Source organism: Lysobacter sp. A378 (assembly GCF_054052125.1).
The window spans coordinates 11,814-28,724 of record NZ_JBSVRK010000003.1 but is presented as its reverse complement, the minus strand read 5'-3'; the positions used below and the strand labels follow the sequence as shown (position 1 = coordinate 28,724).

At 63.8% G+C, this 16,911-nt stretch carries 9 protein-coding genes and 1 riboswitch; of the genes, 6 read left to right on the top strand and 3 right to left on the bottom strand.

Annotated features, from left to right (window positions below):
* Positions 1 to 50: 50 nt before the first annotated feature.
* Positions 51 to 1,778 carry a dihydroxy-acid dehydratase gene (gene ilvD, locus ACW7G1_RS11660; protein WP_456979932.1) on the bottom strand — a complete coding sequence of 576 codons (1,728 nt, stop codon included), beginning with the start codon at positions 1,776 to 1,778 and terminating at the stop codon, positions 51 to 53.
* A gap of 479 nt (positions 1,779 to 2,257) precedes the next feature.
* A riboswitch (TPP riboswitch) is annotated at positions 2,258 to 2,364 on the top strand.
* 89 nt (positions 2,365 to 2,453) lie between these two features.
* Between ilvD and thiC the strand changes: the two genes are divergently transcribed.
* The 5 genes from thiC (at position 2,454) to ACW7G1_RS11635 (ending at position 11,737) form a co-directional block, all read left to right on the top strand.
* Entirely contained in the window at positions 2,454 to 4,379 is a 1,926-nt protein-coding gene (thiC, locus tag ACW7G1_RS11655; RefSeq protein ID WP_456979931.1) for a phosphomethylpyrimidine synthase ThiC, read from the top strand.
* Between the two features lie 100 nt (positions 4,380 to 4,479).
* Positions 4,480 to 5,199, top strand: a complete 720-nt coding sequence (locus ACW7G1_RS11650; protein WP_456979930.1) for an ion channel — start codon at positions 4,480 to 4,482, stop codon at positions 5,197 to 5,199.
* Positions 5,200 to 5,431: 232 nt separating this feature from the next.
* A complete protein-coding gene (locus ACW7G1_RS11645) occupies positions 5,432 to 7,753 on the top strand; it encodes a winged helix-turn-helix domain-containing protein (protein WP_456979929.1) in 2,322 nt (773 codons plus the stop codon).
* A 129-nt stretch (positions 7,754 to 7,882) separates the two neighbouring features.
* Positions 7,883 to 8,758, top strand: coding sequence for a helix-turn-helix domain-containing protein (locus tag ACW7G1_RS11640; RefSeq protein WP_456979928.1), 876 nt, complete (start codon positions 7,883 to 7,885; stop codon positions 8,756 to 8,758).
* A gap of 114 nt (positions 8,759 to 8,872) precedes the next feature.
* Positions 8,873 to 11,737 (top strand): TonB-dependent receptor domain-containing protein, encoded by a 2,865-nt coding sequence (locus ACW7G1_RS11635; protein ID WP_456979927.1) that lies wholly within the window; start codon positions 8,873 to 8,875, stop codon positions 11,735 to 11,737.
* A 173-nt stretch (positions 11,738 to 11,910) separates the two neighbouring features.
* On the opposite strand, the gene ppa is transcribed toward ACW7G1_RS11635, so the two are convergent.
* Positions 11,911 to 12,459, bottom strand: coding sequence for an inorganic diphosphatase (ppa, locus tag ACW7G1_RS11630; RefSeq protein ID WP_456979926.1), 549 nt, complete (start codon positions 12,457 to 12,459; stop codon positions 11,911 to 11,913).
* Positions 12,460 to 12,726: 267 nt separating this feature from the next.
* On the opposite strand from ppa, the gene ACW7G1_RS11625 reads away from it, so the two are divergent.
* Positions 12,727 to 14,586: a tetratricopeptide repeat protein gene (locus tag ACW7G1_RS11625; protein WP_456979925.1), complete on the top strand. Its 1,860-nt coding sequence runs from the start codon at positions 12,727 to 12,729 to the stop codon at positions 14,584 to 14,586.
* A gap of 107 nt (positions 14,587 to 14,693) precedes the next feature.
* Here the strand turns inward: ACW7G1_RS11625 and ACW7G1_RS11620 are convergent, their stop codons facing one another.
* Positions 14,694 to 16,769 (bottom strand): sodium-translocating pyrophosphatase, encoded by a 2,076-nt coding sequence (locus tag ACW7G1_RS11620; RefSeq protein WP_456979924.1) that lies wholly within the window; start codon positions 16,767 to 16,769, stop codon positions 14,694 to 14,696.
* Between the last annotated feature and the right edge of the window lie 142 nt (positions 16,770 to 16,911).

Sequence of the window (16,911 nt, the reverse complement as noted above, 5' to 3'; positions counted from 1 at the left end):
TGGCAGGTCGCGACTTGCGTCGTTTCCATGAGGTGGGTGGGGCAGTGGCGTCAGGCGGGTTCCGCCGTGCGTGCATCGACCAGGGTCGCGGCGATCGCGCGTGCCGGCACGGCATCCAGCGGGCCGGGTGCCGTCACCGCGCCCTTCGACGCCGAACCGACATCGCGCGCGTACTTGGCCAGCACCCCGGTGGTTACCCGCGGTGCGATCCGCGTCACCGGCCGCGATGCCAGGTCGGCGTCCACGTCGATGCGGCGGGTCGCCACGTCGATGCGAACGAAATCGCCGTCGCGCAGCTTCGCGATCGGTCCGCCGCGTGCGGCTTCGGGGCAGACGTGGCCGACCATGAATCCACGGGTGGCGCCGCTGAAGCGACCGTCGGTGATCAATGCCACGTCATCGCCCAGACCCTGGCCGACCAGCGCGGCGGTGACGGCCAGCATCTCGCGCATGCCGGGACCGCCGGCCGGTCCCTCGAAGCGGATCACGATCACTTCGCCGGCGTTGATCTGTCGCGCCTGCACGGCCGCGAAGCAGGCCTGTTCGGAATTGAATACCCGCGCCGGGCCTTCGAAATGGGCGTGGCCGTGGCCAGCGAGCTTGACGATGCAGCCTTCCGGGGCGAGATCCCCGTACAGGATCGAGAACCCGCCCACCGGCTTGATCGGGTTCGTCACCGGCCGGACCACGTCCTGCGGGCCGGGTGCCGGCAGTGCGTCGAGCTCTTCGAACAGGCTGCGGCCGGTAACCGTCGGGATGTCGTCGATCAGGCCGGCGGTGCGCAGCTCGTGCGCCACCAGCGCGACGCCACCGACGGTGAACATCTCCGCTGCGGTATAGCGACCGCCGGGTTTCAGGTCGGCGATGACCGGCGTGCTCGAGGCTTGTTGGAACTCCTCCAGGGTGAACGGGATGCCGGCTTCATGCGCGATCGCCAACAGGTGCATCGCGCAGTTGGTCGAGCCGGCGGTGGCCGATACCGCACGTGCGGCATTGCGCAACCCGACCGCCGACAGGATCTGGCGTGGGGTGGGACCGCCAGCGTGGAACTGCCGCATCACCAACTCACCACAGGTGCGCGCGGCGGCGGCCTTGTCGGGGTGGATTGCCGGAATGTCGTTGAGTTGCAGTGGTGACAGGCCCAGCACCGTCAGCACCATCGCCATGGTATTGGCGGTGTACTGGCCACCGCAGGCACCGGCGCCGGGACAGGCGTGGCGCTCGACCTCGTACAGTGCCGCGTCATCGATATGGCCAGCGGCATGCGCGCCCACCGCCTCGAACACGTCCTGCACCGTCAGCGGGTGGTCATTGCCGTCCTCGCTGGGGCAGTGGCCAGGCATGATCGTGCCGCCGTAAAGAATCACGGTCGGGATATCCAGCCGTGCCGCCGCCATTGCCGCTGCGGGAATGGTCTTGTCGCAACCCACCAGCAGCACCATCGCGTCCAGGCAATGGCCGGTGACCGCCAGTTCGATCGAGTCGGCGATCGTCTCGCGCGATGCCAGCGACGCGCGCATCCCGTCGCTGCCCATCGCAATGCCGTCGGTGACGGCGATGGTGTTGAACTCCACCGGCGTACCGCCGCCGCTGCGTATGCCTTCGCGCACATGCTGGGCGAGCTCGCGCAAGTTGATGTTGCAAGGTGAGACGTCGGTCCAGGTGTGGACGATCGCGACCAGAGGCTTGGCGATAGCGGCATCGTCCATTCCCGTCGCCCGCAGCATGGCGCGTGCGGGAGCGTGGGCAGGACCTGACTTGATGGCGTTGCTTCTCACGAGTGGCTTCCTTGTGGATCCGGAAAAATCCGGCTTGATCAGGGAAACCCGGGTCGCAAGAACGAAAAACCCCGCGCCTTTTTGGGGCGCGGGGTCCGGTTCTTGTTACCTGGGTTTGTGTTGGTCTACACGTACCCGAACCCCGCGCCTGTAAGGACGGTAATAAGGAGGGTAATAAGTACGAGTACGGTGGTTGCGAGCGCGGCCTGGCCGGCAACCGATCCGGTAGGAATGGTCGGCTGGAATTCCGGCTGGAGTTCCGGCTGGAACGGCGAAGTGATGGTGCGCTGCGTCATGGACCGACATAAGCACAGTCGCTATTGCGGCGTCAACTATATTTTTGTCATGGCTCGGTAACTGCCTGATGCGCATGGCCGGCGCCGAGGTCATCGCCTTTGTCCGGACAGCCTGACTGGTCCCGAGTGCGCCGATTCGCAGCTCCACCGGTGGTTGCGACGCGGCGTCCGTGCTTCAATGTGCGACTGAAGCGGGGGTACCGTGTGTCGTAAGACAGAGCACGGTTGAGATAGTCCCTTCGAACCTGACGCGGTTGATACCGCCGTAGGGAAGCTTCGCCGGACGTGTTGCGTCCGTGCGCCGCCGCTTCGTGCGCCAAAGCGAATCCTCGCAGCAGTCCGCCCAGCGCGGGCTGTCCACATGAAGCGGACGAAGCCCATGAATGCATTTCCCCGAACTGGCCCCTCTGGCCAGGCTGTCGACCAGCGCGAGCTGGTGCAGCAAACCGACAAGTTGTCAGCGGACGTGACCCGGCCGATGCCGGGCTCGCGCAAGATCCACATGCCCGGTTCGCGCCCCGACCTGCAGGTCGCGATGCGCGAGGTCGTGCTCGCCGCCACACCGACCCTGTTTGGCGGCGAGGACAACGCGCCACTCGCCGTCTACGACACCTCCGGGCCGTACACCGATCCGTCGGCCACCATCGACCTGTCGCGTGGGCTGGCACCGTTGCGTGCCGCCTGGATCGCCGAGCGCGGCGATACCGAAGCGCTGGATGGCCTGTCATCGCAGTTCGGTCGTGGACGCGAAGGCGACGCGAAGCTCGACGCGGTGCGCTTCGGCACCCGTCCGTTGCCGCGTCGTGCTGTCGCCGGCGCCAACGTCACCCAGATGCATTACGCGCGGCGCGGCATCATCACTCCGGAGATGGAATACATCGCGATCCGCGAGAACCAGCGGCTGCAAGCAATCACCGAGACGCACCTGCTCAAGCAGCATCCGGGGCAGGGCTTCGGCGCCAACATCCAGAAGCTCATCACACCGGAGTTCGTGCGCGATGAGGTTGCCCGCGGCCGCGCGATCATCCCGTGCAACATCAACCACCCCGAAAGCGAGCCGATGATCATCGGCCGCAATTTCCTGACCAAGGTCAACGCCAACATCGGCAACTCGGCGGTGTCGTCGGGTATCGCCGAGGAAGTCGAGAAGCTGGTCTGGGCGATCCGCTGGGGCGCCGACAACGTCATGGACCTGTCGACCGGCAAGCACATCCACGAGACCCGCGAGTGGATCATCCGCAACAGCCCGGTCCCGATCGGCACGGTGCCGATCTACCAGGCGCTGGAGAAGGTCGACGGCCGCGCCGAGGAGCTGACCTGGGAGATCTTCCGCGACACGCTGATCGAGCAGGCCGAGCAGGGCGTGGACTACTTCACCATCCACGCCGGGGTGTTGCTGCGCTACGTGCCGCTGACCGCGAATCGCGTGACCGGCATCGTCAGCCGCGGCGGGTCGATCATGGCCAAGTGGTGCCTGGCGCATCACAAGGAGAGCTTCCTTTACGAGCACTTCGAAGACATCTGCGACATCATGAAGGCCTACGACGTGGCGTTCTCGCTGGGCGACGGCCTGCGTCCGGGCAGCATTGCCGACGCCAACGACGCCGCCCAGTTCGCCGAGCTGGAAACCTTGGGTGAGCTGACGAAGATCGCGTGGAAGCACGACGTCCAGACCATGGTCGAAGGCCCCGGCCACGTGCCGATGCACCTGATCAGGGAGAACATGGACAAGCAGCTGGAAGTCTGCGGCGAGGCGCCGTTCTACACCCTGGGCCCGCTGACCACCGACATCGCGCCGGGCTACGACCACATCACCAGCGCGATCGGTGCGGCGCTGATCGGCTGGTACGGCTGCGCGATGCTCTGCTACGTGACTCCCAAGGAACACCTCGGGCTGCCGAACAAGAACGATGTGCGCGAAGGCCTGATGGCGTACAAGATCGCCGCCCACGCCGCCGACCTCGCCAAAGGCCACCCCGGTGCACAGGCGCGCGACAACGCACTGAGCAAGGCGCGCTTCGAGTTCCGCTGGGAAGACCAGTTCAACCTTGGCCTGGACCCTGAACGTGCGACCGAATACCACGACGAAACCATGCCCAAGGACGCGCACAAGTCGGCGCATTTCTGCTCGATGTGCGGCCCGCAGTTCTGTTCGATGAAAATCAGCCACGACGTGCGCACGACGTTCGGGGACGGTAGCACCGCCGAACCCGGGCCGGGTCAGGACCAGGTAATCGAAGACGGCATGGCGCAGAAGGCAGCCCAGTTCCGGGCCGCCGGCGCCGAGGTCTACCGCAAGAGCTGATCACCGCTGCCCGGACGGTCGCGCGGAATACGCGATCGCCCGGGCACCTTGCCAGACGCCAGGGATTGGCGGTGAGTCGATGGTGCGGCACACTCGCGCAATGGGAAATTACGGCTATCTGTATCGGCGTTGGCAGTTGATCGCCAAACGCCACCCTTCGGCATTCCTGCTGGCGGCCCAGTTGCTCAGCCTGTTGCTGTATCCGGTGTTCGACGGCCGCCACAGCCAACGGGTGCTGTTTGGTGCGTTCGGCGTGCTGGTGCCGCTGCTGGCGGTCTGGGTGGTGTGGCGCAGTCCGGCCATCAAGTGGGTGGCGTGGCTGGTTGCGGTGCCGGCGATTGGGATCTCGATGGCCTCGATCGTGCTGGGCAGCAGCGACTTGCTGGTGATCTCATCGGCGCTGGAATCGGTGTTGTATTTCTATACCGCAGGCAGCCTGATCGTCTACATGATGAACGATCACCTGGTCAGCGCCGACGAGCTGTTTGCCGCGGGGGCGACTTTCACCCTGCTCGCGTGGGGTTTCGCCTTCGCCTACATGGTCTGCCAAGCGGTATCGCCGGGGTCTTTCAGCAGTTCCATCAACCCGGCGCAGTCGCGGCCATGGATCGAGCTGCTGTTCCTGAGCTTCACCAACCTGACCGCTACCGGGCTGGGCGACGTCGCCCCGGTCAGTTCATGGGCGCGGGTACTGGTGATGCTGGAGCAGTTCGTCGGACTGGCTTATATCGCGGTGGTAGTGTCGCGGTTGATCGCGCTGACCGTAAGGCGACACAGGGAAGACATGGCCGCAGTCGCCAAGGAGTTCCCCGAGGACTAAACCGAGCCCCCGGACTGAACCATCCCTGAGCGCGAAGCGGATCGGTTTCTGGGCCGACGGACGCTGCAACCCGCGTTGCTTGGTGCTAACGGGCGAATGGCTTTGCGCAAGCGGGCAGGTATTCGACTTTCGACATGGGACAGTTGGGGCGCGGCAGGTCAGACTTGCCTGCTCTGATGTTTTTCTTGTGGCAGCACCCTTGTCTGAACGACTGCGCGTAGGCCAATGTACGGTGGATATCTCCCTGCGCGAGGTGACGGCGCCGGGAGCACGCCGGCCACGCAGGATCACGCCCAAGTCTCTGAGCGTACTGCTGGTGCTGGTTGCCAACGCCGGCAAGGTAGTCAGCCGCGATGCCCTGCTGGCCCAGGTCTGGCCGGACACCTTGCCCGGTGACGACGTGGTCACCCAGGCAATAACCCTGCTGCGGAAGGCGTTCAACGAGCTTCGGGAAAGCCCCCAGTACATCGAGACGATCGCAAAAAGCGGTTACCGGCTGCTGGCAGAAGTGGAGTGGCTGGACGACGGCGTGGAAACCGCCACAGTCCCAGCCCCTGGGCTGGCGCCGGACGCCGCGAGCACCCGGGAGTTCTCCCAGGTTGATGCGGCGAAGACGCCTGCCGTGCCCAGTCTGCTTGTGCCGGTGGCGGTCACGGCCGGGGAGCCACGGCGGGATCGCGCCGACGGTACTCCTGTGGCCGTGCGCGGCAATCCGGGCGTGATTCTTGGCGTGTTGATACTGGTGGCAAGCCTGGTTACGGCGCTGGTGTGGTGGACCTGGCCTTCCGGTGACGTGGCGACTTCTGTCGCGACGCAGCCATCACCATCCCGGTACCAATTGGACACCCGACTGATCACCTCGGCGCCGGGCTTCGAGTTCTCGCCTACGCTCAGCCCGGACGGAGGGATGGTGGCCTATATCGCGGTGCCTGCCGGGCAGCGCAACATTGCGATCATGGTCCAGCCCACTGCGCCTACGGTGCCGACCCAATTGACCCATCCCGTTGGCGTGGCCGACGACCACAGCCCAGAATGGTCGCCCAGCGGTCGCGAGATCGCGTTTTTGCGAATCGTGCCCGGACAGAGCTGTCACGTGCTCGTGGTGCCAGCCACTGGCGGTGTGGAACGCGTCGTGGGCACGTGCGACCCGTCCGATCCTCCCGGTTTCGACTGGACCCCGGATGGTCGTGGCCTGATCTTCGGTGGCCGGGGCCTGGTCAATGGGGGAGCCGGATTGCAGGTCCTGAACCTCGCCAGTGGTGAGGTTCAGGCGCTGGAATACGATGCTGACCCGGACCATCAGGACTTTGCCCCGCGTTACTCGCCTGACGGACGCTGGATCATCTTCGTGCGCAATTCGCCGTTGGGTGATTTCTGGCGCTTGTCGGCAACCGGCGGTATTGCCGAGCGACTGACCCGGATCAATGCCGAGATTCGCGGTTGGGACTGGAGCTCAACCGGTCGGGCACTGATCTATGGGCGACGCGATCACAGCAGCAGCGGACTCTACCGTTATGGCCTGGACACCGGAACGCATACCAGCCTGGGAGTCGAGGATGGCGAGCAGCCAGTGACCGCGGCCAACGTGTCGTCATTGGCCTATGTTGTGCGACGCAGCTACTTTGGCATCTACCAATTTGACCTGGATGCAGGCAGCCCGGGCAAGCGTTTGTTCGCGTCTTCCGGTCGTGACCGGTTGCCCGCGATCGCACCGGACGGGCGGCAATTGGTGTTTACTTCTGACCGATCCGGAAAGTTCGGCCTGTGGTGGGCGGAGTTGGATAAACCTGACTCCCTGCGCCTGATCGAAGGCTTGCAACCGGAATCCCGCTATTTGCCATCATGGAATGCAGACAACCGGCGAGTGCTGGTAGTCGGACGTTCCGACGACCAGCGTCCCCAGGAAAACGGGGTGTATGAGGTAATTCCGAAACGGGGCACCGTCACACGACTCCCGGTTCCTGTGGCCCATCCAGTGCAGGCCGTATATCTGCCGGCGTCGGGCGGGAATAACGACGAGCGGTTATTGGTGCTGGCCAATGGTGGTGAAGGCCATCTGGGCTTGTACCTGTATGACCGGGACGAGCAGCCATGGCGGCTGACGGCGTTTCTGGATGGCGTGTCCAGTGTCCAGGTCGACAATGCGAATAAACGGGTGGTGTTTTCGCGGCCGGGCGAGAGAGGCTTATGGCAGGCTGATCTCCGCCTTGATGCGGATAGCGTCAGGGCGGTTGACTCGCTACGCTCGCTTGCCGTATCCGACCGCTCCTGGGCCCTGGCCGGCGATCGCGGGGTCTATGTTCGTCGCCGCACGGCGCGGTGTCCCGCGCTTTTGCTTGGTCAAGCGACACAACAAGACGGTCCGCAGTCGGGTGGCGCAATCGTCCAGTCGCGCTGCCTGGACCGGGACCGCCGCGCGGCGACCCACGGGTTCAGCATTGATGGGAGTGGCCGCCGGCTGTATATCACCCTTGCCGAATCCGACGGCGGCAACATCGGCTTCGCGACCTTCGAGACGCCGCCGGAGACGATGTGGCCCGGCGTTATCAAGTAGTTGATTTGAAAGGGAAACAGCCTTTCGTAAATCTTTCGCCGCCAGAGTCGGCACAATTTCGGCCAGGTTTCCGCAAACCTTCAGGAGTTCGTGGGCAGATTCGGCAAACCTGTGGACCTCTACAGGCACATGGGCAAGACCTTGGACAACACATCGTGGGCCGATCGGGGCCAGCAGCTGCGGATTGATACGCCGGTGGTCAGCTCCCAGGCGAGTTGTATCGGCGTTTCGCGACTGGGCAGCATGCAAATGCCGGCCGGCACACTGACGATCTGGCTGCAGCTTCGCGGCAGCTCCTGGGTGGAGGGGCGCGAAGGCCGGTTCCGGGTACGTCGGGGGGACTGGATTGCCTTGGACCGCGACTCCAAACCGCTGATCCAGGCAGACCGGCACGGCGTTTGTGTTGGCTTGAGCCTGGGGGATGACGCATTGCGCGCCGCCGGTGCGCTGGCACAACCGGGCTTGTACGCCGGCCGTGGGCATATCGAGTTGCACGATGCGCGGATGGCGTTGCGGTTATGGCGCGCCTCCAGCCGGCGTCTGGCCACAGTCGATGGTGACGACGCTACCGCCTTGATGGCCGCACTGCGTCCGCTTCTGCTGCAGTTGACGCTGATCCAGAGTGAAATGACGGCCGGCATACCGCGCTGCCCCGGCCGCTCCCGGGCGCGCAAGCGCCAGGTGTTCGGGCGGCTGCAGCGCGCCCATATGTATCTGGACGGCAACCGCGACCGGATCGTGCGCATCAGCGAACTGGCCGAGTTGACCAGCTACTCCAGCTGGTACTTCTCCAAGACCTACCACGCGCTATATGGCGAAAGCCCGCAGTCCGCGTCTGCACGGATGCGGATCGAGCATGCGGCCGAGTTACTGGGCAGCAGCCAGATGATGATTGGCGAGATCGCCGCCGCCAGTGGTTTCGAAAACTGCTGCAGCTTCGCACGGGCGTTTCGCGCTCGCTACCAGATGTCTGCGACCAGCTACCGGAAAAAGATGGCGGCGTGACTCAGGCCGGATTCGGCAAAGTCAGGCGGCGGGTGCGGCAAAGCAGTAAAAGCTCTCGGGACGTAGCGTTGACGACGCGTTTAACACGCTCATAACGTTATTGGAGAGAGATCCATGAATTACCGCAATTTGCGCCCCGCGATGCGGCTCGGCTTGCTGCCGGCTGGTATCGCGATGGCACTTGTGCCGGCCTTTGCCGGCGCGCAGGAAGCCGCTCCCGCTGAGCAGGCAACCACCCTGGACCGGATCGAAGTCACCGGTTCGCGTATCCGCCAGGTCGATCTGGAAACCTCGCAGCCGGTGTTGACCATCAGCCGCGAAGACATCCAGAAGCAGGGCTTCAGCTCCGTTGCCGACATCCTGCAGAACATCACTGCCGCCGGCACCCCGCCGATCAGCCGCTCCGAGCCGCTGTCCTCCGGCGAGAACGTGGGCGGTTCCTACATCGACCTGCGTAACCTCGGTGCATCGCGCACCCTGGTGCTGGTCAATGGCAAGCGCCTTGGTATCACCACCAGCGGCCTGCAGGACATCTCGCAGATCCCGACCGCCATGGTTGAGCGCGTCGAAGTGCTGAAAGATGGCGCGTCGTCGCTGTACGGCTCCGACGCCATTGCCGGCGTGGTCAACATCATCACCCGCAAGAACTTCGAAGGCGCGGAAATCAACGCCTATATCGGCCAGTACGGCGAAGGTGACGGCGTCAAGCAGAACTACGATTTCGTAGTCGGCTTCGCCGGTGACCGCGGCTCTGTCACCATCGGTGCGGCGCAGCACAAGGAAGAAGCGGTCTGGGCAAAGGATCGCTGGTTCAGCGATGACACCTACCCCGGTTACCCGCAGCACAGCACCACGGTGGTCGGCCAGTGGGGAAACTTCAACATCAACAGCGGCAAGAAAGGTCCGGATGGCAAGCCGCTGGATCCCGAGTGGTACGCACCGGACCGTGACGGCAACGCCATCGGCCTGGGCAACTTCCACCCGCAGAACGCCGACGACACCAGCAAGGGTTCCGATCAGATGCACTTGATCAACCCGACCGAAAGCCGCACGTTGTTCGTCAATGCCAACCACGACATCACCGACAACATTCGCCTGGTGGCGGACATGTCGTACAACAAGCGCATGTCCGAGCGCCAGATTGCCGGCTACCCGGTGCAATCAAGTGCGATTGATGCGGCGATGTCGGGCGACAGCTACTTCAATCCGCTGGCCGGCACCGAGATCGACTGGCGTCGTCGTGGCTGGGAATTGCCGCGTACCACCCAGAGCGACCTGACCACCTGGCGCATCACCGCCGCGCTGGAAGGCTCGATCGACTACGGCAGCCGTTACCTGGACTGGGATGCCGGCTATCTGTTCAACCAGAACAACCTGCAGGCGGTCTCCACCGGCAACCTCTACAAGCCGAATGTGCGCAACGCAGTGGGTCCGTCGTTCCAGAATGACCAGGGCCAGATCGTTTGCGGTACTCCGGGCAACGAGATTGCCGGTTGCGTGCCGTGGAACCCGTTTGCGGGCTTCGGCACCGGCGACGCAGCGCACTCGCTGGGCGACAAGGCCGTGCAGGACTACCTGTACAAGACCGAGCACGCGCTGGGCGAGACCGAGACCACCAGCTACTTCGCCAACGTTGCCGGCAACCTGTTTGCGTTGCCTGCCGGTGACCTGGCGTTCGCGGCCGGTTACGAGTACCGCAAGGAATCGGGGCGCTTCAGCCCCGATGCCATTGCCCAGACCGGCGATTCCACCAACCTGGCATCCGGTCCGACCCAGGGCCAGTACGCCGTGGACGAGTTCTACCTGGAGTTGAACATTCCGGTCCTGGCCGACCTGCCGTTCGCGCAGGAGCTGACCTTCAACGTCGCCAGCCGTTACTCGGACTACACCACCTTCGGTGATACCACCAACAACAAGTTTGGCTTCAAGTGGAAGCCGTTCGATGACTTGATGGTTCGCGGTACCCTCGCCGACGGTTTCCGTGCTCCGACCATCGACGATCTGTACGGTGGCAGTTCCGAGACCTTCTACACCGGTTTCCGGGACGTGTGTGACAGCGTCTATGGTGTCGTTGGCGGCAGCGCGGCTTGCGTGGCGGATGTCGGCCAGAATTACCGTCAGCTGCAGCAGGGCTTCGTTCCGACCGACAGTGTCGCGGCCCAGACCCCGGTTCCGTTCAACTCGGGCTCCAACCCGCTGCTGACCCCGGAAACCTCCGAGTCCAAGTCGCTGGGCCTGGTGTACAGCCCAAGCTACGTCGACAACCTCAGCATGACCCTCGACTGGTGGAGCATCCAGATCGACAACACCATGGTCTCGGACAGCCCGAACCTGATGTTGGAAGATTGCTACGTCCGAGGCATCGAAGCACGTTGCCAGGGCTTCTCGCGTGATCCGGTCACCGGCATCGTCAACGAGTTGACCTACGGTCTGCGCAATGCGGGTTACGTCGAGACCGAAGGCTTCGACTTCGGCGTGGCGTACCGGTTCGATACCGCGAGCCTGGGCCAGTTCGGCATCAACTGGGACTCCACCTACGTCAGCAAGAACAACCTGAAGACCACCAACGATGCAGACACGCCGGAATCCCCGTCGGTCGGCTTCGGCGGCAACTTCCGGATCCGTTCCAACATGAACCTCAACTGGTCCTATGCTGATTTCGCCGTCAACTGGGGCATGCGCTACTACTCGTCGATGAAGGAGCAGTGCTACTTCGACGATCGCTGCAACCTTCCCGACTATGCCGCGCCTGACACCTATGGCGAGATCACACCGATGAACAAGGTCGGTTCGAACACCTTCCACGACCTGCAAGTAAGCTGGGATGCGCCGTGGAATGCCACCGTCTCGGTGGGTGCGAACAACGTGTTCGACCACCAGGGCCAGGCGATGTTCAGCCAGCCGAACTCGAACTACTCGTACTACGGTGGTTTCGACATCGGTCGCTTCATGTACATGAAGTACCAGCAGCGCTTCTGATCGATCCGTCGATCAAATTGCACTGAGTAACATCAAAGCGGCCCCGGGAACGGGGCCGCTTTTTTGATGCGCCCGTGTGGTCATGGCAGCTGGGTTTATTCCACTGGGAGGCACACATGAAGAAGGCCACCCGAGGGCGGCCTTCTTTCTCTGCGTAGCAGCCCGGCTGGCAATCAGGCCCCGGGTTGATGCCCCTCAGCGTCATGACGCTTCATTGCATCGACCAGCAAGGCCTTCGCCTCGTCGGCGCCGCCCCAACCGTCGAGCTTGACCCATTTGCCTTTTTCCAGATCCTTGTAGTGCTGGAAGAAATGCCCGATCCGCTCGCACCAGTGGGGGCTGACCTGGTCTAGGTCGTTGATATGGGCATAACCGCTGAATACATCGGTGGACGGTACGGCCAGGATCTTCTCGTCGCTGCCGGCCTCGTCACTCATCCTGAGTACGCCGACCGGACGGCAACGGATCACTGAGCCGGGAATGAGCGGCAACGGCAGGATCACCATGACATCGGCCGGGTCGCCATCGCCGCACAGGGTGCGCGGAACATAGCCGTAGTTGCACGGATAGCGCATCGGGGTGGACAGGATGCGGTCGACGAAGATCGCGCCCGATTCCTTGTCCACCTCGTACTTTACTGGCTCGGCATCCTTGGGGATCTCGATGATGACGTTGATCTCGTCCGGCGGGTTCTTGCCGGTGGTGACATGATCCAGACCCATGGTTTGCTCCGAAGCGGTGTGAGGGGCGCGCCAACCGGCGGCCGGGTGAAGCCGACGATTTTACCTCGTAGGCTGCTGCGTCGCACCATCGGCGTGGTCGCGCACCTGGGCAAACTCGCGCGGACGGGGCGGGCGTCCTGTATTTCCAGCAACTGGCGTTGGGCCAATCAAGGTGCCTGCGTCGGTAGGACGGCGAATGCCGGCCGTTCAGCCGGCACACCCGCACCACTGTGCCTCGACACAGGGCCGTCCAGCCAAGGGATCGTGATGAGCGGAAGCAACCTGTTCGCCGAACTCAAACGCCGCAATGTCATCCGCATGGCGGGCCTGTATCTGGTGGGAGCCTGGTTGATCACCCAGGTGGTGGACACCATCTTCCCGATGTTCGGTGCTCCGGACTGGCTGATGCGGAGCATCGTCATCGTGCTCGCGATCGGGTTTGTACCCGCACTGGTGTTTGCCTGGGTGTTTGCATTCACGCCGGATGGTTTCAAGCTGGATGCTGTGGTTGCTGCGGCGGACTCGATCGGGTCACGCACGGCTCAACGCATGAATCTGGCCATTGTCGCCGTGCTGTTGCTCGCGCTCACGTATTTCGGGGTCGACAAGTTCGTGTTTTCCCCGCAACGCGAAGCAACGCTGCAACTGGAAGCCGAGAAGCAGGGCGCGGCGCGTGCCACCGAGCGGGTCGCGGGGAAAGCCGTCGCCGCCATCCCCGCCAAATCCATCGCGGTACTGCCGTTGGTGAACGGCAGTGGGGACAAGGATCAGCAGTACTTTTCCGACGGTCTTTCCGAAGACCTGATCACGGCGTTGTCGCAGTTTGATGGGTTGAAGGTCATCGGCCGGAACTCCGCGTTCCAGTTCCGCAACAGCAAGGACAGCAGCAAGGTGATCGGCGCCAAGCTTGGCGTCGCCCATTTACTGGAAGGCAGCGTGCGCCGGGCTGGCGATACCGTGCGCATCACCGCGCAGCTGGTCGAGGCGGCCGATGGCAGCACCCTGTGGTCGCAACATTTTGACCGGCCATTCAAGGACCTGTTTGCACTGCAGGATGAGATCACCAGTGCGGTCGCCAGTGCACTCAAGGCCCAACTGCTGACCGGGCCCGACGCCGCGATGCAAAGTGATCACCCACCCAGCGGCAATATGGATGCGTACACCGCGTACCTGCAGGGCAAGTTCTACCGTACACGCGGCACCCAGGCCGACCTGCGCAAGGCGATTGATGCCTACACCACCGCGACCCGGATCGATCCGCGCTACGCACAGGCCTACGCCATGATTTCCCACGCGTGGACGGATCTTGCGACGCAGTTTCTCGGCGGTGCGCCGGCCCAGCAGGCGTATGCACAAGCGCGCGCGGCGGCTACCAGTGCGTTGGCGCTGAATCCGGATCTGGCGGCGGTGCATGTGGCGCGCGGCCGCCTGCTGTCCACCGCGGACTTCAACTGGGCGCAGGCAGAAACCGAGTACCGCCGCGCGGTACAGCTGGCCCCCAACGATGGCGACGTCAAGTTTTCACTCGGTGTGTTGCTGGCAACCCTGGGTAATCCCGGGCAGGCGGTCGATCTGACCCGGCAAGCGTTGGCAGCCGACCCGTTGCATGCGAGCTGGTACTACTGGCTCGCCACCTATCTTGCGCCGGTCGGGCGTCTCGACGAGGCGGAGCAGGCGATCCGCAAGGCAATCGAGCTGCAACCCGAGGCGGCGGTCTATTACGAGCAACTGGCCGTCATCGAAATCCTGCGCGGCAACGCCAAGGCCGCGCTGATCTCAGCGCGACAGGAGCCGGCAGGGGTCTGGCACGACATTGCACTCGCGCTGGCACTGCAGATCGGTGATGACCGTGAGGCCGCCGATGCCGCATTGCAGGCCCTGGTTGACGCCCAGGCCGATGTTGCCGCGTATCAGATCGCCGACGTGTATGCCCTGCGCAATGACGCGGACAAGGTCTTTGAATGGCTGGATCGCGCGTGGGTCAACCGCGACCCGGGAGTCGCCTACCTGCTCTACGATCCCTTCATCCTGCGTTACCGGGATGACCCGCGTTTTTCTGCGTTTGCCCGCAAGATTGGATTGCCGACGCCAGGCGCCACTTCGGCATCAATGGGGTCCGGGCACTGAAAGGTGAACATCACGTCGGGGGTGGTGCCGGCGCCACGGAATCCATGGCCCACCTGTAAAAAAGGGCGGCCCGAAGGCCGCCCTGGATATCCGTGATGCCGGTGTGGCTACAGCAGCGGCACCATCAGCAGCGCGACGATATTGATGATCTTGATCAGCGGGTTGATTGCCGGGCCGGCGGTGTCCTTGTACGGATCGCCGACGGTATCGCCGGTTACCGCCGCCATGTGCGCGTCGCTGCCCTTGCCGCCGTGATGACCGTCTTCGATGTACTTTTTCGCGTTATCCCACGCGCCGCCACCGGTCGTCATCGAGATCGCCACGAAAATCCCGGTCACGATCGTGCCGATCAGCAATCCGCCCAGCGCCTTCGGTCCCAGCAACAGACCGACCACGATCGGCACGGCCACCGGCAACAGTGAAGGCAGGATCATCTCCTTGATCGCCGACTTGGTCAGCATGTCGACCGCGCGCGAATAATCCGGCTTGCCGGTGCCTTCCATGATCCCGGGGATCTCGCGGAACTGTCGGCGTACTTCCTCCACCACCGCGCCCGCAGCCCGGCCGACCGCCTCCATCGCCATCGCGCCGAACAGGTAGGGAATCAATCCGCCGATCAACAGGCCGATGATCACCATGTGGTCGGAAAGATCGAAACGCATGGCCTCGTAGGCGACGCCGGTGAGGGCCGCCTTGGCTTCACCGGCGGTGTTGAGGTTGTGGGTGTAATCGGCAAACAGCACCAGTGCCGCCAGTGCCGCCGAACCGATCGCATAGCCCTTGGTCACGGCCTTGGTGGTGTTGCCGACTGCATCCAGCGGGTCGGTGATATCGCGCACCTCCGGCGGCAGGTCGGCCATCTCCGCGATGCCACCGGCGTTGTCGGTGATCGGGCCGTAGGCATCAAGGGCGACGATCATGCCGGCCATCGACAACATGGCGGTTGCGGCGATGGCGATGCCGTACAGGCCTCCAAGCGCGTGCGCGCCCCAGATTGCCGCACAGACCACCAGCACCGGCCAGGCGGTCGACTTCATCGAGATGCCCAGGCCCGCAATGATGTTGGTGCCATGCCCGGTGGTGGACGCCGCGGCGATGTGCTGCACCGGCTTGAATTGCGTGCCGGTGTAGTACTCGGTGATCCACACGATCAAGCCCGTCAGCACCAGGCCGATCAGGCCGCAGTAGAAGATGTTGGTCGAGGACACCGACAGCGTGCCATCCAGCGAGGTCAGCCCGTCCGGGAACATGTCGGCGGTAACGAACCAGAACGCCACCGCCGACAACACGGCAGACACGATCACGCCCTTGTACAGCGCGCCCATGATCGAGCCACCGGCCTTCACCTTGACGAAGAACGCGCCGATGATCGAGGCGATGATCGACACTGCGCCCAGCATCAGCGGATACAACACCGCGTTGGTGTCGGCGGCGAACATCAACCCGCCCAGCAACATGGTGGCGATGATCGTCACCGCGTAGGTCTCGAACAGGTCCGCGGCCATGCCGGCACAGTCACCGACGTTGTCGCCGACGTTGTCGGCAATCACCGCCGGGTTGCGCGGGTCGTCCTCGGGGATCCCGGCCTCGACCTTGCCGACCAGGTCGGCACCGACGTCGGCGCCCTTGGTGAAGATACCGCCGCCAAGACGGGCGAAGATCGAAATCAGCGAGCTGCCGAACGCCAGTCCGAGCAATGCATGCAGTGCAGGCTCGCCAACGATGCCGATCTTCTCCAGTACCAACCAGTAACCGGCGACCCCCAGCAGGCCCAGTCCGACCACCAGCATCCCGGTGATCGCGCCGCCCCTGAAGGCAACATCCATCGCCGGCCCGATGCCGCGCCGCGCCGCCTCGGCGGTACGCACGTTGGCGCGCACCGAGACATTCATGCCGATATAACCGGCGGCACCCGACAACACCGCGCCGAGTGCAAACCCGATCGCGGTCGGCCAACCCAGGAAGATGCCGATGACGACGAATAACACCACCCCGGCGACCGAGATCGTCAGGTACTGCCGATTGAGATAGGCGCGAGCGCCTTCCTGGATCGCGCCGGCGATCTCCTGCATGCGTTCATTGCCGGCGGGCTGCGCGCTGATCCAGCGCGCCGAGATGATCCCGTACAGGATCGCGATAACGGCGCACACGAGCGCCAAGGTCAAACCGTACTGCTCCAGCATGGACCCCTCCCCAATAGAAAGTGGACAACAACATGGAATTTCGGATTACGCGCCTTACAACGCCACGACTATGGCACATTCCGGCGGCCGTTCAGGCGCGTCGTGGCAGCCTGCGCTTCAACCTGTAGCTGACCGGAGCGCG

Bases quoted from the DNA above. Each gene is read 5' to 3' on its own strand.
- thiC (WP_456979931.1), top strand. From the start codon at position 2,454: ATGAATGCATTTCCCCGAACTGGCCCCTCTGGCCAGGCTGTCGACCAG.
- ACW7G1_RS11650 (WP_456979930.1), top strand. From the start codon at position 4,480: ATGGGAAATTACGGCTATCTGTATCGGCGTTGGCAGTTGATCGCCAAA.
- ACW7G1_RS11640 (WP_456979928.1), top strand. From the start codon at position 7,883: ATGGGCAAGACCTTGGACAACACATCGTGGGCCGATCGGGGCCAGCAG.
- ACW7G1_RS11635 (WP_456979927.1), top strand. From the start codon at position 8,873: ATGAATTACCGCAATTTGCGCCCCGCGATGCGGCTCGGCTTGCTGCCG.
- ppa (WP_456979926.1), bottom strand. From the start codon at position 12,459: ATGGGTCTGGATCATGTCACCACCGGCAAGAACCCGCCGGACGAGATC.
- ACW7G1_RS11625 (WP_456979925.1), top strand. From the start codon at position 12,727: ATGAGCGGAAGCAACCTGTTCGCCGAACTCAAACGCCGCAATGTCATC.
- ACW7G1_RS11620 (WP_456979924.1), bottom strand. From the start codon at position 16,769: ATGCTGGAGCAGTACGGTTTGACCTTGGCGCTCGTGTGCGCCGTTATC.